Here is a 26,650-nt window from a genome sequence, read left to right as displayed (position 1 = left end):
TAGCCCATGCGCATTTCCACCGGCCAGTTTTACGAGTCCACTGCGGCGAACTATCAGAAGAACTTCGCCAACGCAGTCAAGACTAGCGAAGAGGCGAGCAGCCTGGTTCGCGTCAACACCGCTGCCGATGATCCGGTCGGTGCGTCGCGTTTGCTGCAACTGGGTCAGCAGGCTTCGATGATCGATCAGTACAACGCCAATACCAACACGATCAAGGCGACCCTGGGTCAGACCGAGTCGGTGATGACCAGCATCAACAGCGTGCTGCAGCGCGCCCGGGAATTGGCCATTGGTGTCGGTAACAGTAATTACACCGACGCCGACCGTCAGGCCAACGCGTCGGAGCTAGGCCAGATCGAAGATCAGCTGCTAAGCCTGATGAACTCCAAGGATGAGAATGGCACGTACATTTTCTCCGGATCCAAGGGCGATACTGTGCCGTTCTCGCGCAACAACGACGGCACCTACAGCTACAACGGTGACCAGGTGACCCTCGATCTGCCGGTTGGCGACACCATGTCGATGGCCACCAACAGCACCGGTTGGGACGTGTTCCAGAAGGCGATCAATACCAGCCGCAGCCAAGTCACCATGACCGCCCCGGCCGTGGATGACGGCCGCGTGACACTGTCCAATGGTCAAGTGTCTTCGAACGTTACTTACAACAGCAAATTCCGCAGCGGCGAGCCGTACACCGTGAGTTTCGTCAGCGGCACCCAGCTGAAAATCACTGACTCGGGCGGTACTGATGTCACCGCCGAAGCCACTCAGGGTGGCGTTTTCGATCCGAGTACTGCCGCATCTCAGGGTGTCAGTTTCCGGGGTGTCGAACTGAATCTGAACATCAATTTGCAAGCGGGTGATAGTGCCGCTGCCGTGCTGCCTGGCCACAGTTTTACCCTGGCCGCCAAGCCCGACACCTTCACGGCGACTCGCAGCCCGGGCAACCCGTCCACGACGCAGGTCACTTCGACCAGCATCAGCAACCCGGCGAGTTACCACGCCAGCTTTCCGTCTGGTTCGGCAGTCCTGAAGTTCACCAGCGCCACTGCCTTTGACCTGTACGCGGCGCCTTTGACCGCCAGCAGCAAGCCGGTGTCTAGCGGGACCATGGTCGGCAGCGTGGCTACCGCATCGGGTGTGAGTTTCACCCTGAGCGGGCCACCGGGACCCAGTGCCAACGATCAGTTCAGTGTTGCCGTCAATACTCACGAAACCCAGAACATTCTGGATACCGTGAGCCAGTTGAAGAGCGCATTGAACACGCCTACCAACAACAACCCTATCTTGATTCAGCAGCAGCTAGCCGCAGTCTCTTCGGGTATCGCCAACCTGGCCAGTGGCAACGATCAGTTGTCCAGCGCCTTGAGTTCGGTGGGTGGACGTGGTTCGGCGCTGGATACCCAGGCCGCGATCAACCAGAGCCTGTCCACAGCCAACACACAGACCCAGTCGTCGATTCGCGATTCCGATCCGGCCGAGGTGATGACGCGTTTGACCTTGCAGCAGACGATGTTGCAGGCTTCGCAACTGGCGTTCAGCAAAATCACTCAGCTGGGTCTGTTCAACAAAATCTAACGGGGCCTTGCGCGTCAGCGCACGGCCGTAAACCGCCGAATATCCATCGTCTTTTTTCAGCGGTTTGAGGCGCTCATCCGGCCGGGTGGGCGGCCACCACTTGAGAGCTCTGCCGTGAATCCAGCTTCGCTAGTCAGCCTTGTCATCCCCGCTTTCAATCCGCGCTTTTTTGCCGGGACCCTGCACACCGCCCTTATCCAGCAATATGCCAACCTTGAAATCATCGTGTGCGACGACAGTCGTGGCGATGAAATCCGCCAGGTTGTCGAATCGCTGACGGGCGATGCCGCGCAGCGGGTGCGTTACGTACGAAACCCTGGGACATTGGGTTTTGTCGGCAATCTGCTGGCGTGCCTGGACGAAGCCAAAGGCGAGTACATCAAATTTCTGTGTGATGACGATCAGTTGTCGCCGGCTTGTATCGAGCGTCAGGCGCAAGTGCTGGACCAGCAGGCGGACATCAATCTGGTGCTGGCCCAGCGGACCTTTTGGGATGCTGACGATCATCCGTTGCCGTCACGTCTGGAGAACAACACGCTGTCGCCTGTTTGCGGGATCTTCAAGGGCGATGACTTGCTGGCGATTTTCGAGAGCTTTCCGGTCAACTTCCTCGGTGGTTTCAGTGGCGCGCTGTTCCGCCGCAAGGATCTACAGGAACTAATGCCAGCGTTGACTCAGCCCGGCCATTGTTTTGTTGCGTCACTCGATCTGGCCTTGTACATCTGCCTGCTGCGTCGGGGCAACCTCGCAGTGCTCAACTATGTATTGAGTGTCGAGCGCCTGTATCCGGAGCGCTTGAGCCGTCAGCAGTCGATGAAAGTTGCGGCGGAGCAGGAAAAGCAATGGTTGGTGCAGATGCTCAAGGTTCGCGGTGGCGAAGGCGCACCGGCGGCCGGTTGGGTTCGTTACCTGCCCTTGAGCCGCAGCGACGAGGCGCCACGCGTCTGGGAAGAACTGCCCCTGAGCCGGACTCTGGGTGCCCGCCAGGCCAGCCAGGAATATCGTGTCGGTATCGCCAGCGAGAGTTTTTCTGAGGTTTACGCGCAATGGCTGGCGTGTCGCGCGCTCAGTGAAACCCAGCGCAGTCTCCTGCCGGACACGTTGGCTGGCTGGTCGCGGCAACCCAAAATTCTGCCGATCATTATTGATGATCAGGCCAGTCGCGCCAGTCTGGATCTCACCCTCGACAGCCTTGCCGGGCAGCTCTATGCATCGGAGCTGATCCTGGTGTTGTCCAGCGCCTGCACCGCAGAGCAACTCGACGGCAAGGTTTTCAACCTGCCGTTGCAGGATGACGGCTATGAGCAAATCAACGGCTTGCTGCCACAGCTCGACGGCGTCGACTGGTTTTATGTGCTGCGCGCCGGTGATCGTCTGGTCGAGCCGGCCTTGTTGCTGCTGGCCGAGAGGATCAGCGCGTCGCCAGAGGCGTTGTGTGTCTATGGCGATGAAGGCAGTTTGCGTGACGGTGAGTCGGTGGACCCGATTCTGAAGCCAGACTTCAACCTGGACCTGATGCGCAGTTATCCCTACATCGGGCGCGCCCTGGCATTTCAGCGCGAGCAGTTCCTGGCGCTGGGTGGTTTCAATTCGAACTACGGCGAACTGGCGCCTCACGATGTGCTGTGGCGCATGGTCGAGAAGGACGGCATCAAGGTCGTCGAGCATATTGCCGAGGTGATGCTGGAGTCGACGCTCGGCCTGGCGCAATGGCTGGCACTGCCGGACGTCATTAAACTCAACCCGCAGGTGCTGGAGGCGCATCTTCAACGATTGGGCGTTGCCCATGACATTCGCCAGGGCAGTTTTACCTTGCTCAATCGTGTCGATTACCTGCACGCGGGCCGGCCGCTGGTGTCGATCATCATTGTCTGCAAAGACCAGTTGGCTGCCGTGCAGCGTTGTGTCGAAACGCTCCTGGAGAAAACGGCGTACAGCGAGTACGAGTTGCTGTTGATCGACAATGGCAGTGAGTCGCCGCCGATGCTTGAGTGGTTGAGCGCCATGGCGCAGCTGGGCAGTGACCGATTGCGGGTGAAGGCGTTTGCGCCGCAAGGTAATGTCGCGGCAACGCGCAATTTCGCTGCACAGCAGGCCCGTGGTGAGTATTTGCTGATGCTCGATCCGTATGCGGTGGTCACTCGTGAGGACTGGCTGGATGAGCTGCTCAATCATGCCCAGCGTCCGGAAGTCGGTGTCGTGGGGGCCAAGCTGTTCAATTCAGATGGCCGGGTTCTGCATGCCGGTCTGATTCTCGGGCTGCAAGGGCCGGCAACCTCACCGTTTTTCGGCGACCCCCTTAATGCAGCCGGTTACATGCACCGTTTGCAGGTGGTGCAGGACCTGAGCGCTGTCGGTGCCGATTGCCTGATGGTGCGAAGATCGCTGTTCGAAAGCGTGGGTGGTTTTCAGGCGCAGGACTTTGCCTTGACCCTCAACGAGGTGGATCTGTGTCTGCGGATTCGCCAAAACGGTTACCTGGTGGTCTGGACGCCGTATGCCCAACTGGCCCTTGGCACACCGCCCGCGGCCATGGCGGATGAGGCCGAGATTGCGCTTCGCATTCAAGAGCAGGACACGTTCTACCGCCGTTGGCTGCCCATTGTCGCTCGCGACCCGGCCTACAATCCCAACTTGATGCTCAATACGTGGGGCGGCTCCAGCTACAGTTTGGAGCCAGGCTTGCGCACAGGATGGACCCCGTTCTCCGTTCGCCAGTTGCCGAAGGTTATGGCGCTGCCGGTCAACTCCTCGGCGGTCGGGCACTATCGGGCGATCCAGCCGCTGATCGAGCTGGAGAAGGCCGGCCGGGCAACCGGGCGGGTCTACTACGATTTGCCGTCGATTTTCGAGATCGAGCGCGAGTCACCTGACGTCATCATTTTGCAGGGGCGCTACAGCGAAGGACCGATCAACGAGATCGCCGCGTTCAAGCCCTACACCAATGCCCGTCTGATTTTCGAGCTGGATGACTATGTCATCAAGGCGCCGAAGAAGAACGCGCACATTCGCAATATGCCGGACAACGTCGAGATGGAGCGTCTGGTCCGTCGCGGCATCGGCCTGTGCGATCGCGTGGTGGTTTCGACGCAGTCGCTGGCCGATGCGTTGTCGTCCATGCACCACGACATTCGGGTCGTGCCGAACATGCTCGCCACTCATCTGTGGAGTGATCTGCGCAGCCAGCGTCGCACGTCGAAAAAACCACGGGTTGGCTGGGGGGGTGGTACCAGCCACTCCGGTGACCTGGCGATCATTGCCGACGTGGTTCGTGAACTGGCCAACGAGGTCGATTGGGTGTTCTTCGGCATGTGTCCCGAAGAGTTGAAACCTTACATGCATGAGTTTCACGGGGTGATCGACCTGAGCGTCTACCCGGCGAAGCTGGCCAGTCTGAACCTGGACCTGGCGCTGGCACCGCTGGAGTTTCATATCTTCAACGACTGCAAGAGCAACTTGCGTCTGCTGGAGTATGGCGCGTGCGGCTACCCGGTAGTCTGCACCGATACCGAGGCGTACCGCGGTTACCTGCCTTGCACGCGAGTGGTCAGCAACTCTACCGATGAGTGGCTGCAAGCCATCCGCATGCACCTGGCGGACCCGGAGGCGAGCTACCGCATGGGTGATGAACTGCGCGAGGCGGTACTGCGCGATTTCATGCTGCGCGGCGATAACGTGCGGTACTGGGAAAATGGCTGGCTGGCCGATTGACACACCCCCTGGTGTAGTCGCTGCCCAACGGTAGCGGCTACACAGCGCCGCCGTTCGAGCTGGCGCGTTTCCTGCAAGTCCCCTGAAAATCGCCATAAATCTAGCATGTGCGACGCAGCCAGAAGCTGATGGGTGCCACCTCATGCGATTTATCCAGATGGCCGCAACGCCTTGTCAGGCTTGGGCAGGCCCTGTGACGAACAAAAGGGGGAAAAGATGAAGGCAGTTATTCTGGCGGGTGGTCTGGGCACGCGTATCAGCGAAGAGTCGCACCTCAAGCCCAAGCCAATGATCGAGATCGGTGGCAAGCCAATTCTCTGGCACATCATGAAGCAATATTCCGCTCACGGAATTCACGACTTCGTGATTTGCCTTGGCTACAAGGGCTATGCGATCAAGGACTTCTTCGCCAACTACTTCCTGCACACCTCTGACGTCACCTTCGACATGTCCAACAACCGCATGGACGTCCACCAGAACTACAGCGAGCCGTGGCGCGTGACCCTGATCGACACCGGCGAAGACACCATGACCGGTGGCCGCCTGCGTCGCGCCGCCCGTTACGTTGAAGGCGAACAGGCGTTCTGCTTCACCTATGGCGACGGCGTCTCGGACCTCAACATCGGTGCCCTGGTGGATTTCCACTTAAGCAGCGGCAAGTTGGCGACGGTCACGGCGGTGCAGCCACCCGGGCGTTACGGCGCGCTGGAGCGTGACGGCGATCTGGTGCGTGGTTTCACCGAAAAACCTCGCGGCGATGGGGGCTGGATCAACGGTGGCTTCTTCGTCTTGTCACCCAAAGTGCTGTCGCTGATCACTGCTGACGAAACAGTCTGGGAGTCGCAGCCGTTGATGACCCTGGCTGCCGAAGGGCAACTGAACGCGTTCCAGCACGATGGTTTCTGGCATCCGATGGACACCCTGCGTGACAAGAACCATCTGGAGCATTTGTGGCAGAGCGGGGAGGCCCCATGGAAACAATGGGACTGAGCCCGGAGTTCTGGCGCGGCAAGCGGGTTCTGCTGACCGGCCACACCGGTTTCAAAGGCAGTTGGCTGACGTTGTGGCTGCAAAGCCTCGGTGCCAAGGTCAGCGGGTTTTCCCTTGATCCGTCCACCGAGCCGAGCCTGTTCGAACTGGCGCGTGTTCACGAAGGCATCAACGATCAGCGCGGTGACCTGCGTGACCTGGGCGCCTTGCTGGAATTGATCGCTGACACCCAACCGGAAATCGTCCTGCACCTGGCGGCCCAACCGCTGGTGCGCGAAGGCTATCGCGATCCGCTGGGGACTTACTCCAGCAACGTCATGGGCACGCTCAATCTGCTCGAAGCGATCCGTCAGGTCGGCGGCGTTCGCGCGTGTGTGCTGGTGACCACCGACAAGGTCTACGCCAATCAGGAATGGGTGTGGCCCTACCGTGAAAACGAAGCCCTCGGCGGACATGATCCTTACAGCAGCAGCAAGGCCTGTTGCGAGTTGCTGGCGCAGTCTTATGCGGCGTCATTCTTCGCGGCCGAAAAATATGCCGAGCACGGCCTGGCCCTGGCCACGGCGCGCGCCGGCAACGTGTTGGGCGGTGGTGATTTTGCTCCGGAACGTTTGATTCCCGACGTCTTGAAGGCGTGGTCCGCCGACGAACCCGTGATCCTGCGCTACCCCCACGCCGTGCGCCCGTGGCAGCACGCGCTGGAACCGCTGGCCGGTTACCTGCAACTGGCCGCCGGCCTCTACGAGCAAGGCCCGGAGTTTGCCGGCGCGTGGAACTTCGGCCCGAGCGAAGCGGACATGTGCAGCGTTGGCGAAGTGGTCAAGTTGCTCGCCAACCGCTGGCCGCAAGCGAGTGGCTTGCGCATCGAACCCAGTGATTTGCATGAAGCGGGTCTGTTGCGTCTGGACAGCAGCCGTGCTCGCCAATTGTTGGCCTGGCAGCCGCGCTGGTCGTTGCAGCAGTGCCTGACCCAGACCCTCGATTGGCACCTGGCGTGGCAAAACGGCGACGACATGCGCGCCATCACATTGGGCCAGTTGAACCTGTACCGAGGCGCGCTGTGAGCGAGTTTCTGTTGAAACCGTTGCCGCTGGCCGGCCTGTTCAGCGTGCAACACAAACGCTTCGAAGATGAGCGCGGGCATTTCGCGCGGCTGTTTTGCGAAGGCAGCCTGAGCGCGTTCGGCCAGCCATTTAATATCCGTCAGATCAACCATTCCTGCACCCGTGAACGCGGCAGTGTGCGCGGTCTGCATTATCAGAACGCCAGCGCGCCGGAAGCCAAATTGATCACCTGCCTGCGCGGTGAAATCTGGGATGTGGCGGTGGACTTGCGCCCTGACTCCGAGACGTTCCTGCACTGGCATGCCGAACACCTGCGGGCCGGCGACGGCCGCAGCTTACTGATACCGGCCGGGTTCGCCCACGGTTTCCAGACCCTCACCGACGACGCCGAGTTGCTCTACCTGCACAGCGCGGACTACACGCCTGCGCACGAGGGCGGTTTGAGTGTCAACGATCCACGGCTGGCGATTGCCTGGCCGTTACCTGTCAATAATCTGTCGGCCAGGGACTCCAGCCATCCCTTGCTCGATCAGTACTTCGCTGGAGCGCGTGTATGAACTGCCGTGGTTGCGGGACTTCTCTGGCCTTGCCGCTGATCGATCTCGGCACTTCGCCGCCTTCCAACGCCTATGTGCGCGCCGATCAGCTTGAGCACGCCGAGCAATGGGTGCCGCTGAAAGTGGCGGTGTGTCAGCACTGCTGGCTGGTGCAGACCGAGGACTACACCCGCGCCGACAGCCTGTTTGACGCCGAGTACGCGTATTTCAGTTCGTTCTCCAGCACCTGGCTGGCCCACGCCGAGCGCTATGTGGCCGAGATGGTCGAGCGTTTCGGCCTGACGGCCGACAGCCGCGTGGTGGAAATCGCTGCGAACGACGGTTACCTGTTGCAGTACGTGGCCAGGCGCGGCATTTCTTGCCTGGGCGTTGAGCCGACCCGCAGCACCGCGCAAGCGGCGCGGGAAAAAGGCCTGGACATCCGCGAACTGTTCTTCGGTCGCGACACCGCTTCGCAGCTGAACAGCGAAGGCTGGAGCGCCAACCTGATGGCCGCCAACAACGTGTTGGCCCACGTGCCGGACATCAACGATTTCCTGGGCGGTTTCGCGACCTTGCTCAAGCCGACCGGCGTGGCGACGTTCGAGTTTCCGCAATTGCTGACACTGATGGCTGGCCAGCAGTTCGACACGCTGTATCACGAGCACTATTCCTACCTGTCGTTGACTGCCGTGCAGACGCTGTGCGAGCGCAACGGTCTGGAAGTATTCGACGTCAGTCAGCTGACCACCCATGGCGGATCGCTGCGGGTCTTCGTCCAGCGCGCCGATGGCGTTCGTCGCGACGTGCAGCCGACGGTTCAACAGCAATTGCAGACCGAGCTCGACGCCGGCGTAAAAACCGCCGAGTACTACTCGACCCTCGCGCCTAATGCCGAACGCATCAAACACGAACTGCTGCGTTTCCTGTTGCAGGCCAAGGCTGATGGCAAGCGCGTGGTCGGTTACGGCGCCGCCGCCAAGGGCAACACCTTGCTCAACTATGCCGGAGTCAAATCGGACCTGCTGGCCTGGGTGGCAGACGCCAGCCCGCACAAGCAAGGCAAGTACTTGCCGGGCAGCCGCATTCCGGTGGTTTCTCCCGAGCGGATTGAAATCGAAAAGCCGGATTACGTTCTGGTACTGCCATGGAACCTGCTGGACGAGATCACCCAGCAATTCGCGGTTGTCCGCAGTTGGGGCGCACGTTTTGTCGTTGCCATTCCGGAGTTGAGCTTCAGATGAGTCGAATTCACTACACCAAGCCCAGTGTGGGTGAGCTGGAAGCCAAGTACGTGCTGGATGCTGTGCAGCATGGCTGGGGTGAGCGCTGCTACGAATACATCACACGTTTCGAAAAATCCTTCGCACAGCACATGGACGTGCCGTATGCCATCGCGACGTCCAGTTGCACGGGCGCCTTGCACATGGGAATGGCGGCACTGGACATCGGTCCGGGCGATGAAGTGATTCTGGCGAATACCAACTGGATCGCTTCGGCGGCGCCCATCGATTACCTGGGGGCTACCCCGGTTTTCGTCGACGTGTTGGCGGACAGTTGGTGCCTGGATCCGGAGCAGGTGCGCAAAGCCATTACTGCGCGAACCAAGGCCATCGTGGCAGTGCATTTGTACGGCAATCTGTGTGATTTGGACGCGTTGCTTGAGATCGGCCGGGAGTACGGTATTGCGGTCATCGAAGACGCCGCCGAAGCCATCGGCTCGCAATGGCGCGGTAAAGCCGCCGGCTCGTTGGGGGCCTTTGGCGCATTCTCCTTTCATGGCACCAAGACCATGACCACCGGAGAAGGCGGAATTTTCGTGACCTCGGACAAGGCGCTGTATGAGCGAGTGCTTACGCTCTCCAATCACGGTCGGGTCAACGGCAGCAAACGTCAATTCTGGCCGGACTTCATCGGTTTCAAGTACAAGATGAGTAATCTGCAGGCCGCGATCGGTTGCGCCCAGATCGAACGTGTCGATGAGCTGATCGCCCGTAAACGCGCGATCTTCGATCGTTATGCCCAAGGGCTGCTGGATATCCCGTTGCTGTCCATGAACCCGCAGCCGCATCACTCCAGGAATGGTTACTGGATGCCCACGGTGGTGTTCCATGAAAGCACCGGGATTACCCGGGAGCTGTTGATCGAAGCCTTTCAGGCAGCCGATATCGATGCGCGGGTGTTTTTCTGGCCATTGTCGGCACTGCCGATGTTCGCCGATAAACCGGTGCACACGCCGATGGCGTTTTCGCTGTCGGAGCGGGCCATCAATCTGCCGAGCTATCACGACATGACCGACGCCGATCAGCAGCGGGTGATTGAGGTCATTCGCGCGGTCTGCCAGCAAAGGAATGTGCTGTGATCGTCTACCTGTTGGGGGCGGCGAACCCTGAAGCAGTGCGCATGATCGGCTCCGTCAAACGGGCCGATCCTGCTGTGGAGTTTGCGTTTCTCGACAACGATGCAGCCAAGCACGGCACCTTGTTTTACGGCGTGCCGGTGATCGGTGGAGTCGAGCGTGTGGCCGATTTGAAAGGCCCGGATACGCAGTTTGTGAACCTGATCACCCGCGACACCAAGACCCGTTACGAGACCACACGACAGATCATCGAGGCTGGGGGGACGCTGGGCAACTTCCTGCACCCGGGCATCGATCTGAGCATGACGCGAATGGGCACCGGTAACTATCTTCAGGAAGGCGTGATCATCCAGGCTGAAGTGTCCCTGGGTGATAACAGCAGCATTAGCTACGGCAGCGTGATCGGGCACGAAGGCCGGATCGGGCATTCCGTGTTCATGGCGCCCGGTGTTGCTATCGCCGGCTGCGTCGAAGTGGGTGACGGGGCTTTCATCGGCGTCAACGCCACCATCCTGCCACGTTTGCGCATCGGTCGCTGGGCGACAGTCGGCGCCGGAGCCGTGGTCACCCGGGACGTCCCCGACTACGCAGTCGTTGTGGGCAATCCTGCTCGAATTATCAAGACTCAGGCTGTTCCTTATCAGGACGGCCGGGTTTTCAACTGACAAAACCCCCGTAACGGAGTGTTTGCATGAATCCTCATGAGCAGTTTCGCGAAGAAGTAAGCCAGAACATCGAAGGTTTGCAGCAGGACAAAAAACTTCAGTCCGAGTCGCTGGACTGGGTCGGTGTCACGGCCAAACACAAGTACACCTACAACTTCAGCTGGATGGGCCGGCCAATCATTCAGTTCCCTCAGGACATGGTCGCCATGCAGGAAATCATCTGGGACCTGCGCCCGGATGTGATTGTCGAAACGGGCATCGCCCACGGCGGCTCCCTGGTGTTTTACGCCTCGATGATGGAGCTGATCGGCCACGGCGAAGTGCTGGGTGTGGACATCGATATTCGTCAACACAACCGCGAAGCCATTGAAGCCCACCCGATGGCGCGACGGATCAGCATGATCCAGGGCTCGAGTATCGATACGGCCATTATTGACGAGGTTCGTGCGCGGGTTGCCGGCAAGAAAGTGCTGGTGGTTCTGGACTCCAATCATACCCATGAGCATGTGCTTGAAGAGTTGCGTCTGTATGCACCGCTGGTTTCGGTCGGCAGTTACTGCGTGGTGATGGATACCGTGGTCGAAGACATGCCCGAAGACGCCTTCCCGGATCGTCCTTGGGGCAAGGGTGACAACCCGAAAACTGCCGTATGGGCCTATCTGGAAGAGAATCGCGATTTTGAAATCGATGCCCGGATTCACAGCAAATTGCTGATTACCGTGGCACCGGACGGCTATCTGCGTCGGGTTCGTTAAGCAACGACATCATTGTTGAGTTCATCGGGCGATACGCCGGTTGTGGGGAAAGAATATGCAAGGCAAGTACGTTTCTGAAAGCGGATTACCACTGAACGAGTTGTTGACGGTGGTGCTGATTACCCACAACCGCCCGGCATTTGCGCGCCGGGCCGTGAAGTTTTACAGCGCCTTGCCTTGCAGGATTCTGGTGCTGGATTCTTCGGCTCAGGTTACCGATGGCATCGACGGTGCTTACCCTGGCATCGACTACCGGCATTTGCCGCAGTACGGCTATTGGGGCATTCGGGCCAAGCTCGATTACGGCGTGCAACAAGTCACCACGCCCTACATGGTGTTCGCTGCCGACGATGACTTCATCGTGCATGACGCCCTCGACGCTTCGGTCTCGTTCCTGGAAGCAAACCCGGACTACGGCATGTGCCATGGCTACTGCCTGATGTACCTGGCGCTGGCCGACAGCGTGAGCTATTACCGTCGGGACAAGAAGGTCTGTGAAGACTATTCGTCCGATCGCGCTCAGGATCGCGTGATTGACTTCATGCATCAGTACATTCCCCCGTTCTATGCCGTTCACCGTACCGCGATGTTGCGTGACTGGTACGCGCTCATGCCGCAAGACACCATTTTTGAATGGCAGGAAATCGGTCATGCGTACTACATGTTGGCGAGGGCCAAGGCGCGAATTCTGCCGATCCCTTATGTGGTGCGCGAAGTCAATTACCTGGAGTCGGAGCACAACACCGAGATCTACAGCACCCTGACCCTCGCCGATGCAAAATCGGTGGCGGATCGTGAAACCTACGCCCAATTACTGTCGACGTTGCCAAGTGCCCAGACGGGGCTCGATCCCGCGCAGGGCAAACAGTTGGCACTGGACAGTTTCGAGGCTCTGGCCGACAGCCTGCGCAACCGTCGGGCGCTGACCGCCGAACCGATTTTCGAATCGCGCTGGACTGATGTGCAGAAGGGGCCAAGCCGCCGCTTCGGGCTTTTGCAATACGTAGAAATGCCTTTCTACAATCAGCCGTTTTTCGATCTGTTGAGCCGATTCGAGATGATGCTGCACGGCATGCCGGCTGGCCGTGTTCAGCTCCAGGGGCTCGAAGGTATTTGGGCGCATCAGGAAGACATGATGCGTCCTCGCAACAACGACACGACTGAAAGTGTTGTCGAGCGGCTCTGGCATGCGTATGACAGCAGCCCGTTCAACCGTCGGGTGGTCAAGCGTCTGGCGCAACAGTTGGAGCTGCTAGGCGACGCCGACGAAGCGCGGGACATGTTCGCCTGGGCCGAGCGCCTGGACGCCGTATCGACGCAAGGCAATGACGAGGCGTTCGGTGCCATGCGCTCCGGTCGCCTGCTCAAGTGGCTGGCGGCGCGCGCCCCGGATGCTGATGAAGTCGCCGCGACTTCGCGTTTCCTGGCGGACCACAATGGCGGTCCACAATTTGGCATTTTGGTGCTGGACCTCGAAAACGACGCGGCCAAACTGCAAGTCACCCTCGACAGTTTGCTGGAAGGTCACAACCATGCCTTCAAGATCGTGGTGTTCACCACGGGCGAATTGTTGACGGCAACGACAGAGCGCAACACGCTGCACTTTGTTCGTGTGACCCCGGTCAACTATGTCGACAAGCTCAATCAGATCGCGCGTCAATCGACGTGCGACTGGTTGCTGCTGACCGAGGCAGGCGACGAGTTCACCGCTGGTGGCCTGTTGCGCGCCGGACTGGAACTGCGCGCCGCGCCTGAATGCCGAGCGGTGGCATCCGACGAGATTCACCGCGATGCCAATGGCGCGCTGGTGGATGTGTTCCGTCCAGGCTTTAACCTTGACCTGCTACAAAGCCTGCCCGCGCTGATGGCGCGGCACTGGCTGATTCGCAAGGATGTATTGCTGGACGCGGGCGGTTACCAGGCCGACTTCAGCAAGGCGCTGGAATTCGACCTGCTGCTGCGCATCATTGAACAGGGTGGCCTGGCCTGGCTGGCTCATCTGGACGAGCCGCTGCTGATCGCCCGTGCACCGGTGCTGGAGGAAAACGCCCACGAGCGTCAGGCGTTGATCCGTCACCTCGCGACCCGTGGCTACAAGGCCCAAGTCAGCTCGGACGAACCTGGCACTTACCGTATCGACTACCGTCACACTGAACGTCCGCTGGTGACGATCATTGTGGCGAGCCAGGACAACCTGGCGCAGCTTCAACGTTGCCTGACCGGCATCGTGCAACGTACCCGTTACACCCGTTACGAAGTGCTGATAGCCGATAACGCGAGCCAGTCCCCCGACCTCCTGCAATGGCTGGACGGTCTCGGACAGCCGGGCGACCGGGTTCGTGTCATGCGCGCGCAGGAGCGTCTCAGTGCGTCGGCCTTGTACAACGAAGCCAGTCAGCAGGCCCAGGGTGAATACCTGGTGTTGCTGGCGGCGGACAGTGAAGTGGTCAACCCGAACTGGCTCGAATCCCTGCTCAACCAGGCCCAGCGCCCGGAAGTCGGCGTGGTCGGTGCCAAGTTGCAGGACCGCGACGGCAAGGTTACCCAGGCCGGTCTGATTCTGGGCATGAACGACGGTGTCGGTTCGGCCTTTGTCGGTGAGCCGAAGGATGCCAAGGGCTACCTGAATCGTCTGGTGCTGGAACAAAACTATTCGGCCGTCTCGGCCGTGTGCCTGATGATCCCCAAAGCGTTGTTCGACGAGGTTGGCGGTCTGGACGAAGGCGCCTTCACCGATGCTTTCGCCGATGTCGATCTGTGCCTGAAGGTCGGTCAAGCGGGTTATCTGGTGGTGTGGACGCCGCAAGTACAGGTCATTCACCCAGGCACCTTGCCCGATGCGCCGCATGCCCTTCAGGCCTTGCGTGAAAAGTGGGCGGGGCCGTTCGAGCATGATCTGGCGTACAACAAGAACCTCGCCTTGACCGGCAAGGGTTTCACCCTTGGCAGCGCAACCAGCGTGGATTGGGCGCGGTTGCTAGCTTAAGTCTGGTGCACAGGTAGAAGGATTCGCGGCATGTTCAACGGTAAATCGATTTTCATCTCCGGCGGCACCGGCTCGTTCGGTCGCAACTTCATCCGCCGCCTGCTGGAGCAATATCAGCCCAAGCGGGTGGTGGTGTTTTCGCGTGATGAGCTCAAGCAATACGAGATGCAGCAGACGTTCAACGCGCCGTGCATGCGTTACTTCCTGGGCGATGTGCGCGACGCCGAGCGTTTGCGCCAAGCCATGCGCGGCATTGACTACGTCGTGCACGCCGCCGCCCTGAAGCAAGTGCCGGCCGCTGAGTACAACCCCACCGAATGCATTCGCACCAACGTCAATGGCGCGGAAAACATCATTGCCGCGGCCATCGATAACGGCGTGAAAAAAGTCGTCGCGCTGTCCACCGACAAAGCCGCCAGCCCGATCAACCTGTACGGCGCAACCAAGCTGCTGTCGGACAAGTTGTTCGTCGCCGCGAACAATATTGCCGGGGACCAGAACACCCGTTTTTCGGTGGTCCGTTACGGTAACGTGGCCGGCTCCCGGGGTTCGGTCGTGCCGTTCTTCAGCAAGCTGATTGCCGAGGGCGCGACAGAGCTGCCGATCACCGATGAGCGCATGACGCGCTTTTGGATCACCCTCGATCACGGTGTGCAGTTTGTGCTCGACAGCTTTGCCCGCATGCATGGCGGTGAAGTGTTCGTGCCGAAGATTCCGTCGATCCGCATCGTCGATCTGGCGGTGGGCATGGCCGAGCACTTGCCGCACAAGAACGTGGGCATTCGTCCGGGCGAAAAACTCCATGAGCTGATGGTGCCGCTGGACGATGCGCGCATGACCCTGGAGTTCGACGATCACTACACGATTCAACCGTCGATCCGCTTCACCAGCGTCGACGTGGATTTTGCCGTGGACAAACTGGGCGAGCAGGGCCAACCGGTGAGCGAAGACTTCGAATATCGCTCCGACACCAACCCGCAGTTCCTGACGGTCGGGCAGATTGCTGATCTGCACGCGGAGCTGTCGGCATGATTCCTTACGGTCGGCAGAGTCTCGATCAGGCGGACATCGACGCGGTGGTCGCCGTGTTGCAGTCCGACTGGCTGACTCAAGGGCCGACCATCGAGCGATTCGAACAGGCCATGGCCGACCGTTGCCAGGCCGATTTTGCGGTGGCGGTGTGTAACGCCACCGCGGCGTTGCACATCGCTTGCCTGGCGGCCGGGCTCGGGCCAGGTGATCGTTTGTGGACCACGCCCAATACCTTTCTGGCGTCGGCCAATTGCGGTCGTTATTGCGGTGCCGAGGTGGACTTCGTCGACATCGATCCGCTGACCTGGAACCTCGATGCTTACGCCCTGAAAGCCAGGCTGGAAGCGGCGGAGGACAACGGTACGCTGCCCAAAGTGCTGGTGGCGGTGGCGTTCTCCGGCCAGAGTTGCGACATGCGGATGATCGCCGAGCTGGCCGAGCGTTATGCTTTCACGGTCATCGAGGACGCCTCCCACGCGGTCGGCGCGTCCTATGCCGGTCGACCGGTGGGCTGCGGTGATTTCGCGGCGATGACGGTGTTCAGCTTTCATCCGGTGAAAATCATCACCAGCGCCGAAGGTGGCATGGTGCTGACCAATCGCCGGGACCTCGCCGAGCGCCTGCAACGCTTGCGCAGCCACGGCATGACTCGCGACCCGCAGCACATGACCGAGGCCAGTCATGGCCCCTGGTATTACCAGCAAGTTGAACTGGGCTTCAATTACCGCATCACCGACCTGCAAGCCGCCCTCGGACTGTCGCAACTGAACAAACTGGATGGCTTCATCGAGCGCCGGCGTGAACTGGCGGCGCGTTATGACCGGTTGTTGGCGTCTTTACCGTTGACCTTGCCCAGCCCTCAGTCTGAAGCCGAGTCGGCGTGGCATCTGTATGTGGTGCGCTTGCAGCTTGATCGCATCAACCTCAGCCATCGACAGATGTTTGAAGGGTTGCGGGCCGCCGGGGTCGGTGTGAACCTGCACTATATTCCGGTGCATTTGCAGCCGTACTATCGCGACCAGGGTTTCGCCGAGGGCGACTTTCCACAAGCCGAACGTTACTACGCCGAGGCCATCAGCCTGCCGCTGTTTCCGTTGCTCAGCGATGAACAACAGGATTTCGTGGTCGAGCAGCTGCGTCGGCTGACCGAATAAATACCGCCACGGGCGGCGGATGGGAATGTGCGATGCGTGAATTGAGTGAGCAGGAAAGATTCTGGCAAGGCGACTTCGGTAACCAGTACGTCGACCGCAATGTCGGGCAACCTCTGGTGGCGGCCAACCTGGCGTTGTTTGCCAAGGCTCTGACGCGTGCCGGGCGGATTGACAGCCTGGCTGAGCTGGGCACCAATGCCGGCAATAACTTGCAGGCGCTGCGCCAGCTGTTGCCCCAGTGCGAACTGTTCGGCGTGGAGATCAATGCCAGTGCCTGTGCCCAGGCCCAGGCGCTGGACATCGCGCAGATCTGGCACGGTTCGCTGTTCGATTTCCCCCGCGAGCGCAGCTTTGACCTGACCCTGAGCAAAGGCGTGCTGATTCATCTGGCGCCGGAACTGCTGGCTGCCGCGTATGACCAGCTGTATGCGTTGAGCCAGCGTTATATCCTGATCGCCGAGTACTACAACCCGGCGCCGGTCGAAGTGTCCTATCGCGGTAACAGCGGCAAGTTGTTCAAGCGCGATTTTGCCGGTGAAATGCTTGATCGTTACGACGACCTGCAACTGCTGGATTACGGTTTTGGTTATCACCGCGACCCGCAGTTCCCGGTAGACGACATCACGTGGTTCCTGCTGGAAAAACGCTCGTGAACAACGTCGCAATCATCCCGGCTCGCGGTGGCAGTAAACGCATACCGCGCAAGAACCTCAAGCCGTTCGACGGCGTGCCGATGATTGCCCGCTCGATTCAAACCGCCCTCGATTCAGGGTTGTTCGCTGAGGTGGTGGTCAGCACCGACGATGATGAAATTGCCGAACTGGCCCGCGCCTGCGGTGCGCAAGTGCCGTTCAGGCGGCCGGCGGCATTGGCCGATGATTTCACCGGTACGGCAGCGGTCATTACCCATGCCCTGGAAGCGTTGCTCCGTCAGGGCCACGACTTTGATTTTGCGTGCTGTATCTACGCCACGGCGCCGCTGTTGCAGACCCGGTTTTTGCAGCAGGGATTAAACCTGCTGGCGCAGCATCCAGACAAATCCTTCGCCTTCTCGGTCTGCGATTTCGGCTTTCCGGTGCAGCGTGCCCTGACCCTCGATGAGCAGGGTGCCTTGACGGCGTTGTACCCGCAGTTTCGCGAGACTCGCTCCCAGGACCTGCCGCCGGCCTATCAGGACGCCGGGCAGTTCTACTGGGGCCGTAGCAGTGCCTGGCTGCGGGGCGAGGTGCTGTATTCACCGCAAAGCCTGCCGGTGATCCTGCCGCGCTATCTGGTGCAGGACATCGATACCCTCGAAGACTGGAAGCGCGCCGAATACCTTTACGCGGCGCTGAAGGCGGGTGGGGAGCTGCAATGAGAGTACTGATCCGCGCCGACGCCTCGCCGACCATTGGCAGCGGTCACATTGCCCGTTGCCTGACCCTGGCCAGGGTGTTGCGCCAGCAGGGCGGGCACGTGGCATTTGCCTGTCGCCAGTTGCCGGGCCATCGACTCGACAGCCTCGCCGCCGAAGGTTTTGAAACCTTTGCGTTGCCGGATCGCTATCCCGACGAAGACCCGCAGCAAGCCATCGAAGCCATGTTGCCGTGGCAGGCAGACATTGCCGCGCTGGGGCAAGCGCTGGAACACCACCCGGCCTTCGACTGGATCATCGCCGACCACTATGGCCTCGATCATCACTGGCAGATGGCGGCTCGTCGCTGGGCACCCCGGATTGCGGCGGTGGATGATCTGGCGACGCGCACCTACAGCGTCGACTTGCTGCTGAATCAGAATCTGTCGGGTACGCCTGAGGCGTATGCCGGACGGCTTGCACCCGATTGCCGGACTTTGATCGGTCCACGCTTCGCCATGCTGCGGGATGAGTTCTGCTGCCCGGCGATCAAGATCAAGCGCCAGGCGAAGCGGGTGCTGGTGAACTTCGGCGGCTTCGATGCCGCGATGCAGACTCACCACGCGATGCTGGCGCTGGAGGACTTTCATCAGCTTGAAGTCGATTTTGTTGCAGGTGGCGATAACCCGGCGTGGGAGGAAATGCTGGCTCTGGCGGCGAATCATCCGAACTGGCGCTTGCACCGTTTTGTCGACGACTTTTATCGGTTGATGACCGAAGCCGACCTGTTCGTCGGTGCCGGCGGCGGGACCAGTTGGGAGAGGGCGGCCATGGGGCTGCCGACGATCTGCATTGCGGTCTCGAATAATCAGCAAGCCAACGGCGAGGTGATGGCGACGTCGGGGGCTCATGTGTATCTGGGCACCCGCGAGCAGGTCAGTGTCGAGCAGTTGCGTCAGGCTATCGGTTTTGTCGCCGGCAATCAGGGATTACGCCAGAGTCTGGCCGAACGCTCACGGCAATTAGTCGATGGGCGGGGAGCGCAGCGTGTTGCGGCAGCGCTGGCCGGTGCGGTGTTGCGGGTCCGCCCGGCGACAGTAGGCGATGCACAGTTGTTGTTCGAAGGACGCAATGCCGAGGCGGTGCGGCGCTGGTCGCTGGAAACCAGCGTGATTGAATGGCAGCCGCATCAAAACTGGCTGACAGGCAGTTTGAGCAATGATCAGCGCTTGCTGTTGATCGCCGAAGCCGATGACGGTCCGGTCGGGGTGCTGCGTTATGACTTGCGCGGCTTCGAAGCCGAAGTCTCGATTTACCTGTTCGAGGAGCGATTCGGCCTGGGCTGGGGCAGGGCGTTACTGGCGCGAGGCGAAGTTTTCGTGATGCGGCATTGGCCGCAATTGCAAACCATCACCGCGCAGGTTTTGCCGGCGAATCAGCCGTCACTGAAGGTGTTTCGCGAAGCCGGTTTCACTCAGAGTGCTTGCGCGTTCACGCGCATATTGAAGGATCACCGCATTGACTAGTTTCAAGATTGGCCACCGCTGCATCGGTGCTGATGCGCCGCCGTTCATCATTGCCGAAATGAGTGGCAACCATAACCAGTCCCTGGAAGTGGCGCTGCAGATCGTCGAAGCTGCGGCCAGGGCCGGCGCGCATGCCTTGAAGCTGCAAACCTATACCGCCGACACCATGACGCTGGACCTGTCCGAAGGCGAGTTCTTCATCAAAGACCCGGACAGCCTGTGGGCGGGTACTTCGCTGTACACGCTGTATGAGAAGGCTCATACACCCTGGGAGTGGCATGCACCGATTTTCGCCCGTGCCAGGGAACTGGGTATGCTGGCGTTCTCCACGCCATTTGATGACAGTGCGGTGGACTTCCTGGAAAGCCTCGACGTGCCGGCGTACAAAATCGCCAGTTTCGAGAACACCGACCTGCCGCTGATTCGGCGGGTCGCTGCTACCGGCAAGCCATTGATCATTTCCACGGGCATGGCCAGCCTCGCGGAACTCGACGAAACCGTACGTGCCGCCCGCGAGGCTGGTTGCCAGGACCTGGTGTTACTCAAGTGCACCAGCACCTACCCGGCGACGCCAGCCAATAGCAATGTGCGGACGATTCCTCATCTGCGCGAATTGTTTGGTTGTGAAGTGGGCCTGTCCGATCACTCCATGGGCGTCGGCGTGTCGGTGGCAGCGGTCGCGCTGGGGGCGACGGTGGTGGAAAAACACTTCACCCTCGACCGTGCCGCTGGGGGCGTGGACGCCAGTTTTTCGCTTGAACCGGCTGAGCTCGCCAGCCTGGTGATCGAAACCGAACGCGCCTGGCAGGCCATGGGGCAAGTGCATTACGGTGTGACCGAGGCCGAGCGGAAGTCGCTGGTGTACCGCCGTTCGCTCTACGTCACCGAGGACATGACGGCCGGTGAACCCTTCACCGCCGCTAATTTGCGTGCCATTCGTCCAGGGCTGGGGCTGGCCCCCAAACACGCGCAAACCCTTCTGGGGCGCCGCGCGCGCCACGCTATCAAGCGTGGAACGCCGCTGGACTGGTCATTGGTCGAATAACGCCTTATCGCCCTGATTCGGCAAAATAGCGTGACCTGCGAGTCATAACGCGCATCTTCACTGTATTGTATTAATCGGGAAGGTGGCGCCTGGTCTCTGTTTGGCCCAGTGATAGCCTTTGATTCTTCCCGCTGTCGCCTTTTTTGGGTGGCGTTTTTCTCCGTTTGTCGGCGCCCCTCGATTCCTTGCGAGCGGTGGTATTGGGCTGTTTATTATTGGGAAGTCGTAATGATTGGCATAAAAAGCATTGCGAGCTACGTTCCTGTAGCCGGCTTGGACAATTACGCACAAGGTGCAAAATTCGAAAAGGATGAAGAATTCATCCTGGGCAAGATCGGTTCGGCCTTCCTGCCACGCAAAGACGCCGGGCAGGAAACTTCGGACCTGTGTGTCGAAGCAGTCAACGCGCTGTTCGCCAACAATCCCGGTTTGAAACGTGAAGCTATCGACGTGCTGATCGTCGTCACCCAAAACGGCGACGAAGAAGGCCTGCCGCACACCGCGGCCATCGTTCAGGACAAACTGGGTCTGCCGACCACCGTCGCCGCGTTCGATATCTCCCTGGGCTGCTCTGGCTACGTTTACGGCATTTATGCGATCAAGGGTTTCATGGAGGCCGCGGGCCTGAAGAATGGCCTGCTGGTGACTGCCGATCCGTACTCGAAGATCGTCGATCCGGAAGATCGCAACACGATCATGCTCTTCGGCGACGCCGCCACCGCCACCTGGATGGGCGAAGACGCGCCATGGCAGCTGGGCAAAGCCAAGTTCGGCACCGACGGTTCCGGTGCGCCGCACCTGAAAGTCACCGACGGCGTGTTCTATATGAACGGCCGTCAGGTCTTCAACTTCGCGCTGCTCAAGGTTCCGGGGCATTTGCATGAACTGCTCGCTGACGCGCAACTGACGGCTGACGATATCGATGCCTTCTGCATTCACCAGGGCAGTGCGGCGATTGTCGATGCGGTAGCGCGACGCTTCGAAGGAGAGCCGGAAAAGTTCATCAAGGACATGGTCGAGACCGGTAATACCGTGTCGTCGAGCATTCCGTTGCTGCTGGAAAAACACGTTCTGGATTCCAGCTGGAAGCGCGTTGCGTTGAGCGGTTTTGGCGTTGGGTTGTCCTGGGGTTCGGCGATCATTTATCGTCCTTGAGCTGATGTTGGGGCATAAAAAATAGCGTTCAGGGTGTAACCTTGAGCGCTATTTTTTTGTATGGCGAGCGAGGCGATATGAGCGACAGCTTTGACCACAATGCTCCGGTGATAGAGCGACGCTGGCCGGCGCTGTTTGCACGGTTGATCACCGAAGAGGGCATGGAAGAGCAGGCTGAACTGGTAGAAGGTTTGGGGTCGACCCTGAGCATTGCCGGCATTCAGCTCACCAGTCGCCATGATCGTACGCGTGAAGCACGACTGCAGGCCGCCAGCCTGCCCCCGGCCAGCCCGGTGGTGCATGTCTATGGCACGGGGCTGGGTGACTTGCCGGTTGTCCTGCTTGAAAGCACCGATCTTCAGCGTTTGTACGTGCATATCCTCAACGGTGCGATTTTCCTGTTGACGCTGCAGTTGCTCGATCAGCAGCAGTGGCTCAGTGATCCACGGGTCGAGTTGAGGTATGCCGGCGATTCGCCGGACATCCACCTGCCGTTTTTTGCATTGCCCTCCGAGATGCTGCTGGCCGATGATTTCAACGCGAAGATTCGCGACCGGCTGATCAGCGAAGTGCACCTTGCCTTCAATAATCGCGAGTTCGACCCGCAGTCCCCGGAGATTGTTCAGCGGCTGGAAGAGAGTGTTGAACTCGTCAACCAGGATGCCGATGTCGCCCAGTTGTTTGCGACATGCCTGGGTCGGGAAGTGTACGTGATTGCCACGGGGCCGAGCCTGGAGCAGCATTTCGAGCAGCTTCGAGCGGTGCGCGCGCAGGCACAGCGGCCCTTGTTCATCAGTGTCGATACCGCCTATCGCCCCCTGCGCGAGCACGGCATCGCGCCGGACCTGGTGGTCAGTATCGACCAACGCATCAGCTTCAGGCATTTGCCGCCTGAGGACACGGGCGATATCCCTCTGGTCTATCTGCCGCTGAGCGACCCTCAGGTCTTGGCGGCGTGGCAAGGGGCCCGTTACGTCGGGTATTCCGCCAGTCCGGTCTATGCCGCTATCCGCCAACAGATCAGCAAGGCTGAACTGTATGTCGGCGGCAGTGTGATCCATCCAGCGGTGGACCTGGCCGTGAAGATGGGCGCGGACCGCATTACGCTGTTCGGCGCCGATTTCGCGTTCCCCATGAACAAAACCCATGCCGGCTGGAATGATGGCGAGCTGGGTCCAGGGGTGAGCCAGGCCAAGCACTGGGTGCTCGACGGGCATGGGCAGCGCGTGCGCACGCAATTGAATTTTCGCAGTTACCTGTGTGAGTTGGAGCGCTACATCGCCGGGCATCCGCAGGTGCGCTTTTTTAACAGCAGTCGGGCAGGCGCGATGATTGTCGGTACGACGTTCAATCAGGAGTTCGTGCAGTGAGTGGATTTGCACAATGCATCAGTGATTGCCGTCAGTGCGCCGGGCTGTTTCGTCTCGGGCGTGATGTCGAGGCGGCGCTGACCATGGTCGATGTCTTTGAAAAGTCGCAAAACCTGTTCAGTCAAACACCTCCAGCGATCCAGCAGCAGTGGGCGCACTTGCTCATGTCGATGTTCGCGGCTCAAGAGGCACAGAACTGGCTGGGGCTGGCTGATTCGATGGAGTATGAATTGATCGATTTGCTGGAAGCGGCCCAGGCTCACCTCTGAGCGATATTTTGCCGGCCAGCGATCCCCTTGTGTCCCTGTTGCCGGCAACTCTCTGACGTCATTTTTCTCTCGTGGGTCTCGTGCAAGCCTTTGTTTTCGGAGGGGTGGCAGTGTGATGGCAATTTTTTTCAAAAAAGCCCTCAAGCAACCTGCAATCGCGACGATAACTACTACGAAGGTTCTCTAGGCCATACCCGGCGGTTGCCAGGGCCGGAAGCCGCAGCACCCAACCAACGAGGAACTCACCATGTCTTTAGGCGTAAACACTAACGTTACTTCCCTGAACGTCCAGAAGAACCTGGGCCGTGCATCGGACGCCCTGTCTACTTCCATGACTCGCCTGTCTTCCGGCCTGAAAATCAACAGCGCAAAAGACGACGCTGCCGGCCTGCAGATTGCTACCCGCATGAGCAGCCAGATTCGCGGCCAGACCGTAGCGATCAAAAACGCCAACGACGGTATCTCGATGGCTCAGACCGCTGAAGGCGCTCTGCAAGAAACCACCAACATTCTGCAACGTATGCGTGAACTGGCTGTACAAGCACGTAACGGCACCAACGGCACTGCTGACCGTACCGCGACCAACTCTGAATTCACCCAGATGTCGGACGAACTGACTCGTATCGCGAACAGCACCAACCTGAACGGTAAGTACCTGCTGGACGGCTCTGCTGGCAGCATGACTCTGCAAGTAGGTGCCAACACCGGTACTTCGAACCAGATCACCCTGACCCTGAGCAGCAAGTTCGACGCCGCCAGCCTGTCCGTAGGTTCCGGTACTGTTGTTCTGACCGGTGCTACCAGTGCTGCCGCCGGTTCGGCTATCGACGGTGCTATCACCGCGATCGACGCCGCTATCGCTTTGGTAACTGCCAACCGTGCAAACCTCGGTGCTGCGCAAAACCGTCTGACCAGCACCATCTCCAACCTGCAGAACGTCAACGAGAACGCCACCGCTGCAATGGGTCGTGTACAAGACACCGACTTCGCAGCAGAAACTTCTGAGCTGACCAAGCAACAAACGCTGCAACAAGCTTCCACCGCTGTTCTGGCTCAAGCCAACCAGCTGCCTTCCGCTGTACTGAAACTGCTTCAGTAATTTCTGAATGAGTTTTGGCGGGGGGGTGCGCTGGTCGTGCTCTCTCGCTTTTTTGCTTTAGAAGGTGATGGATATGGACATGAGCGTTAAGCTGAATTTGTCTTACCCGGCCGCCCCTGGCACGGCTGCCGATAAACCGGCTACTGTGTCTCGCAGCGATAACGATACCGTTCAACCTGTGGCTGAAAGCAAAAGCTCAGATCCGAGCAAGTTGAAGCAGGCCGTGCAAGAGATCGAAAAATTCGTACAGTCGGTCAAACGCAATCTGGAGTTCTCTATCGACGAGACTTCCGGCAAAGTGGTTGTGAAAGTGATTGCCAGTGAATCGGGTTTGGTGGTGCGGCAGATCCCTTCCGAAGAAGTCCTGAAACTGGCGGAAAGTTTGAATACGGCCAGCAACGTGCTGTTCGACGCGAAAGCCTGAGAAATGGCATGAATCGTGTTTGTACGTTGAGTTGACGGCGCATCCGGTCAAAAGACCGGCGACAGACAGAAAGGGAGATGCACATGGCAAGTCCAATTACACCGGGTACAGGTCTTGGTTCCGGTCTGGATATCGGTTCGATCGTGACAGCGCTGGTCAACAGTGACAAATCGGCCAAGCAGAACCAGATCACCACCCAGGCCACGCTCAATACGTCGAAGATATCGGGTGTGGGCTCGCTCAAAAGTGCACTGGCCGCTTATCAGGCCGCAATGGACAAGCTCAACAGCTCCACAACTCCTGCGTTTGCGGGCTTTGCGGCAACCTCGTCGACTGCGACAACCTTGACGGCGACCTCCGACAACACGGCCGTCAACGGTACGTACAACATCAAGGTCAACAACCTGGCTACCGGTTCGAAAGTGGCGAGTGCTTCTTTTGCGGGCGGTGCTACTAGTGCCATTCCGAGTGGTAATTTGACCATCAGTCAAAATGGCACTGACTACAACGTTACTATTCCGACAAGTGCAACGTTGCAGTCCACTCGTGACGCGATCAACTCCACCCTGAGTGCTCAAGGCATCTCGGCCAACATCGTCACTGACAGCTCCGGCTCACGCCTGGTCATCGGGTCGACTACGACCGGCAAGGGGTCGGACCTGAAGGTCAGCGGTATTGCCGGTCTGGTCATCGACGGCACTCAGGTCATGGGCACCATCCCTGATCCGAACAACCCGGGCCAAACCATTCCTGATCCAAGCAGTGCAGGTACGATTGGCGCGTTGGCTGCCGATGCGAGTCTGACGATTGATGGTCTGGCAGTGACCAGCAAAACCAACACCGTCAATGGTGCAGTGAGCGGTTTGAGCATGACGCTGGTGGCGGCGGGTACTTCGACCGTGACCGTGGCAAATAACACGACCGGGTTGCAGACTTCGTTGCAGTCCTTCGTCGACGCCTATAACACCTTGGTGAAAACGGTCACCGCACTGACCCAGGCCACCGCCGATAGCAATGGCAAACTGACGGTCTCTGCTCCAATGACCGGTGACTCCTTGCCTCGTTCGCTCCTGGCTGATATCCGCAAGGAGCTGGTCACTCCAGGTCCGGGTGGGCAGCTCTCGGTACTGGCGCAACTGGGTATCACGACCGACCAGAAGGCCGGTACGCTGAATTTTGACGCCGCTAAGTTCAATACGGCGATGACCACCAAGTCGTTGGGCAGTCAGATTCAAACACTGTTTACCGGTACCGACAGCAAGAATGGCCTGCTGGCCCGAATGAGTGCGGCGATCAGCCCTTATTCGCAGACCGGCGGCATCCTGGATCAGCGCTCCACCAGCCTGAACCAGCAGAAAAGCGACCTGAGTACCCAGCAGTTGGCGCTGGATCTGCGTGTCACCACGCTGACGGCGACGTTGACCGCCAAGTACAACGCCATGGACCTGTTGGTCGGGCAAATGAAGGCGACGGCGACTAACATCTCCTCGTTCTTCAATAGCCTGGATGCACAACAACGCGGCTAAGTAGCGATGATGTGACAGAAAAAACCCGGCTGTGTTTTAGCGCGCCGGGTTTTTGTCTTTTGATTTAAAGTTT

At 59.5% G+C, this 26,650-nt stretch carries 22 protein-coding genes; all 22 read left to right on the top strand.

Features of this window, described 5'->3' with window-relative positions; genetic code table 11:
- Positions 1–6 precede the first annotated feature (6 nt).
- The 22 genes from ACYZTW_RS25250 to fliD all read left to right on the top strand — a co-directional run bounded on the left by ACYZTW_RS25250 (position 7) and on the right by fliD (position 26,577).
- The gene (locus ACYZTW_RS25250) at positions 7–1,578 is read left to right on the top strand and encodes a flagellar hook-associated protein 3 (RefSeq protein WP_462002254.1); all 1,572 of its coding nucleotides are present in this window, start codon (positions 7–9) and stop codon (positions 1,576–1,578) included.
- A 114-nt stretch (positions 1,579–1,692) separates the two neighbouring features.
- A complete protein-coding gene (locus ACYZTW_RS25245) occupies positions 1,693–5,289 on the top strand; it encodes a glycosyltransferase (protein WP_462002253.1) in 3,597 nt (1,198 codons plus the stop codon).
- Between the two features lie 216 nt (positions 5,290–5,505).
- The gene (gene rfbF / locus ACYZTW_RS25240; protein WP_462002252.1) at positions 5,506–6,279 is read left to right on the top strand and encodes a glucose-1-phosphate cytidylyltransferase; all 774 of its coding nucleotides are present in this window, start codon (positions 5,506–5,508) and stop codon (positions 6,277–6,279) included.
- Positions 6,261–7,343, top strand: coding sequence for a CDP-glucose 4,6-dehydratase (rfbG, locus tag ACYZTW_RS25235; RefSeq protein ID WP_462002251.1), 1,083 nt, complete (start codon positions 6,261–6,263; stop codon positions 7,341–7,343). Before rfbF ends, rfbG begins: the two co-directional genes overlap by 19 nt.
- Positions 7,340–7,900 (top strand): dTDP-4-dehydrorhamnose 3,5-epimerase family protein, encoded by a 561-nt coding sequence (locus tag ACYZTW_RS25230; protein ID WP_462002250.1) that lies wholly within the window; start codon positions 7,340–7,342, stop codon positions 7,898–7,900. The genes rfbG and ACYZTW_RS25230 overlap by 4 nt, the downstream gene beginning before the upstream one ends.
- Positions 7,897–9,123 carry a methyltransferase domain-containing protein gene (locus ACYZTW_RS25225; RefSeq protein WP_462002249.1) on the top strand — a complete coding sequence of 409 codons (1,227 nt, stop codon included), beginning with the start codon at positions 7,897–7,899 and terminating at the stop codon, positions 9,121–9,123. Before ACYZTW_RS25230 ends, ACYZTW_RS25225 begins: the two co-directional genes overlap by 4 nt.
- Positions 9,120–10,241: a DegT/DnrJ/EryC1/StrS family aminotransferase gene (locus ACYZTW_RS25220; protein ID WP_462002248.1), complete on the top strand. Its 1,122-nt coding sequence runs from the start codon at positions 9,120–9,122 to the stop codon at positions 10,239–10,241. The genes ACYZTW_RS25225 and ACYZTW_RS25220 overlap by 4 nt, the downstream gene beginning before the upstream one ends.
- A complete protein-coding gene (locus ACYZTW_RS25215) occupies positions 10,238–10,903 on the top strand; it encodes an acetyltransferase (protein WP_103402453.1) in 666 nt (221 codons plus the stop codon). The genes ACYZTW_RS25220 and ACYZTW_RS25215 overlap by 4 nt, the downstream gene beginning before the upstream one ends.
- Positions 10,904–10,929: 26 nt before the next feature.
- A complete protein-coding gene (locus ACYZTW_RS25210) occupies positions 10,930–11,658 on the top strand; it encodes a cephalosporin hydroxylase family protein (RefSeq protein ID WP_462002247.1) in 729 nt (242 codons plus the stop codon).
- A gap of 55 nt (positions 11,659–11,713) precedes the next feature.
- The gene (locus ACYZTW_RS25205; RefSeq protein WP_462002246.1) at positions 11,714–14,644 is read left to right on the top strand and encodes a TIGR00180 family glycosyltransferase; all 2,931 of its coding nucleotides are present in this window, start codon (positions 11,714–11,716) and stop codon (positions 14,642–14,644) included.
- Positions 14,645–14,674: 30 nt separating this feature from the next.
- Positions 14,675–15,676, top strand: coding sequence for a UDP-N-acetylglucosamine 4,6-dehydratase (inverting) (gene pseB / locus ACYZTW_RS25200; RefSeq protein ID WP_462002245.1), 1,002 nt, complete (start codon positions 14,675–14,677; stop codon positions 15,674–15,676).
- The gene (gene pseC, locus ACYZTW_RS25195) at positions 15,673–16,830 is read left to right on the top strand and encodes a UDP-4-amino-4,6-dideoxy-N-acetyl-beta-L-altrosamine transaminase (RefSeq protein ID WP_462002244.1); all 1,158 of its coding nucleotides are present in this window, start codon (positions 15,673–15,675) and stop codon (positions 16,828–16,830) included. The genes pseB and pseC overlap by 4 nt, the downstream gene beginning before the upstream one ends.
- Before the next feature lie 32 nt (positions 16,831–16,862).
- Complete coding sequence (locus ACYZTW_RS25190) at positions 16,863–17,483, top strand: pseudaminic acid biosynthesis-associated methylase (RefSeq protein ID WP_462002243.1); 621 nt, start codon at positions 16,863–16,865, stop codon at positions 17,481–17,483.
- On the top strand, positions 17,480–18,187 hold the full coding sequence (gene pseF, locus ACYZTW_RS25185) for a pseudaminic acid cytidylyltransferase (RefSeq protein ID WP_462002242.1): 708 nt from the start codon (positions 17,480–17,482) through the stop codon (positions 18,185–18,187). The genes ACYZTW_RS25190 and pseF overlap by 4 nt, the downstream gene beginning before the upstream one ends.
- Positions 18,184–19,689, top strand: a complete 1,506-nt coding sequence (gene pseG, locus ACYZTW_RS25180; RefSeq protein ID WP_462002241.1) for a UDP-2,4-diacetamido-2,4,6-trideoxy-beta-L-altropyranose hydrolase — start codon at positions 18,184–18,186, stop codon at positions 19,687–19,689. The genes pseF and pseG overlap by 4 nt, the downstream gene beginning before the upstream one ends.
- Positions 19,682–20,734, top strand: a complete 1,053-nt coding sequence (gene pseI / locus ACYZTW_RS25175) for a pseudaminic acid synthase (protein ID WP_462002240.1) — start codon at positions 19,682–19,684, stop codon at positions 20,732–20,734. Before pseG ends, pseI begins: the two co-directional genes overlap by 8 nt.
- Before the next feature lie 228 nt (positions 20,735–20,962).
- Positions 20,963–21,889 (top strand): ketoacyl-ACP synthase III, encoded by a 927-nt coding sequence (locus ACYZTW_RS25170; RefSeq protein WP_462002239.1) that lies wholly within the window; start codon positions 20,963–20,965, stop codon positions 21,887–21,889.
- A 77-nt stretch (positions 21,890–21,966) separates the two neighbouring features.
- Positions 21,967–23,259, top strand: a complete 1,293-nt coding sequence (locus ACYZTW_RS25165) for a motility associated factor glycosyltransferase family protein (protein WP_462002238.1) — start codon at positions 21,967–21,969, stop codon at positions 23,257–23,259.
- The gene (locus tag ACYZTW_RS25160) at positions 23,256–23,528 is read left to right on the top strand and encodes a hypothetical protein (RefSeq protein ID WP_462002237.1); all 273 of its coding nucleotides are present in this window, start codon (positions 23,256–23,258) and stop codon (positions 23,526–23,528) included. Before ACYZTW_RS25165 ends, ACYZTW_RS25160 begins: the two co-directional genes overlap by 4 nt.
- A 247-nt stretch (positions 23,529–23,775) precedes the next feature.
- Entirely contained in the window at positions 23,776–24,627 is an 852-nt protein-coding gene (locus tag ACYZTW_RS25155; protein ID WP_462002236.1) for a flagellin domain-containing protein, read from the top strand.
- Positions 24,628–24,700: 73 nt separating this feature from the next.
- On the top strand, positions 24,701–25,051 hold the full coding sequence (locus ACYZTW_RS25150) for a flagellar protein FlaG (protein ID WP_462002235.1): 351 nt from the start codon (positions 24,701–24,703) through the stop codon (positions 25,049–25,051).
- Positions 25,052–25,134: 83 nt separating this feature from the next.
- Positions 25,135–26,577: a flagellar filament capping protein FliD gene (fliD, locus tag ACYZTW_RS25145; protein WP_462002234.1), complete on the top strand. Its 1,443-nt coding sequence runs from the start codon at positions 25,135–25,137 to the stop codon at positions 26,575–26,577.
- Positions 26,578–26,650 lie beyond the last annotated feature (73 nt).

The organism is Pseudomonas sp. LB3P25, from assembly GCF_054897985.1.
Note: the sequence above shows the minus strand (reverse complement) of the source record. Positions and strands in the feature narration are given on the sequence as shown.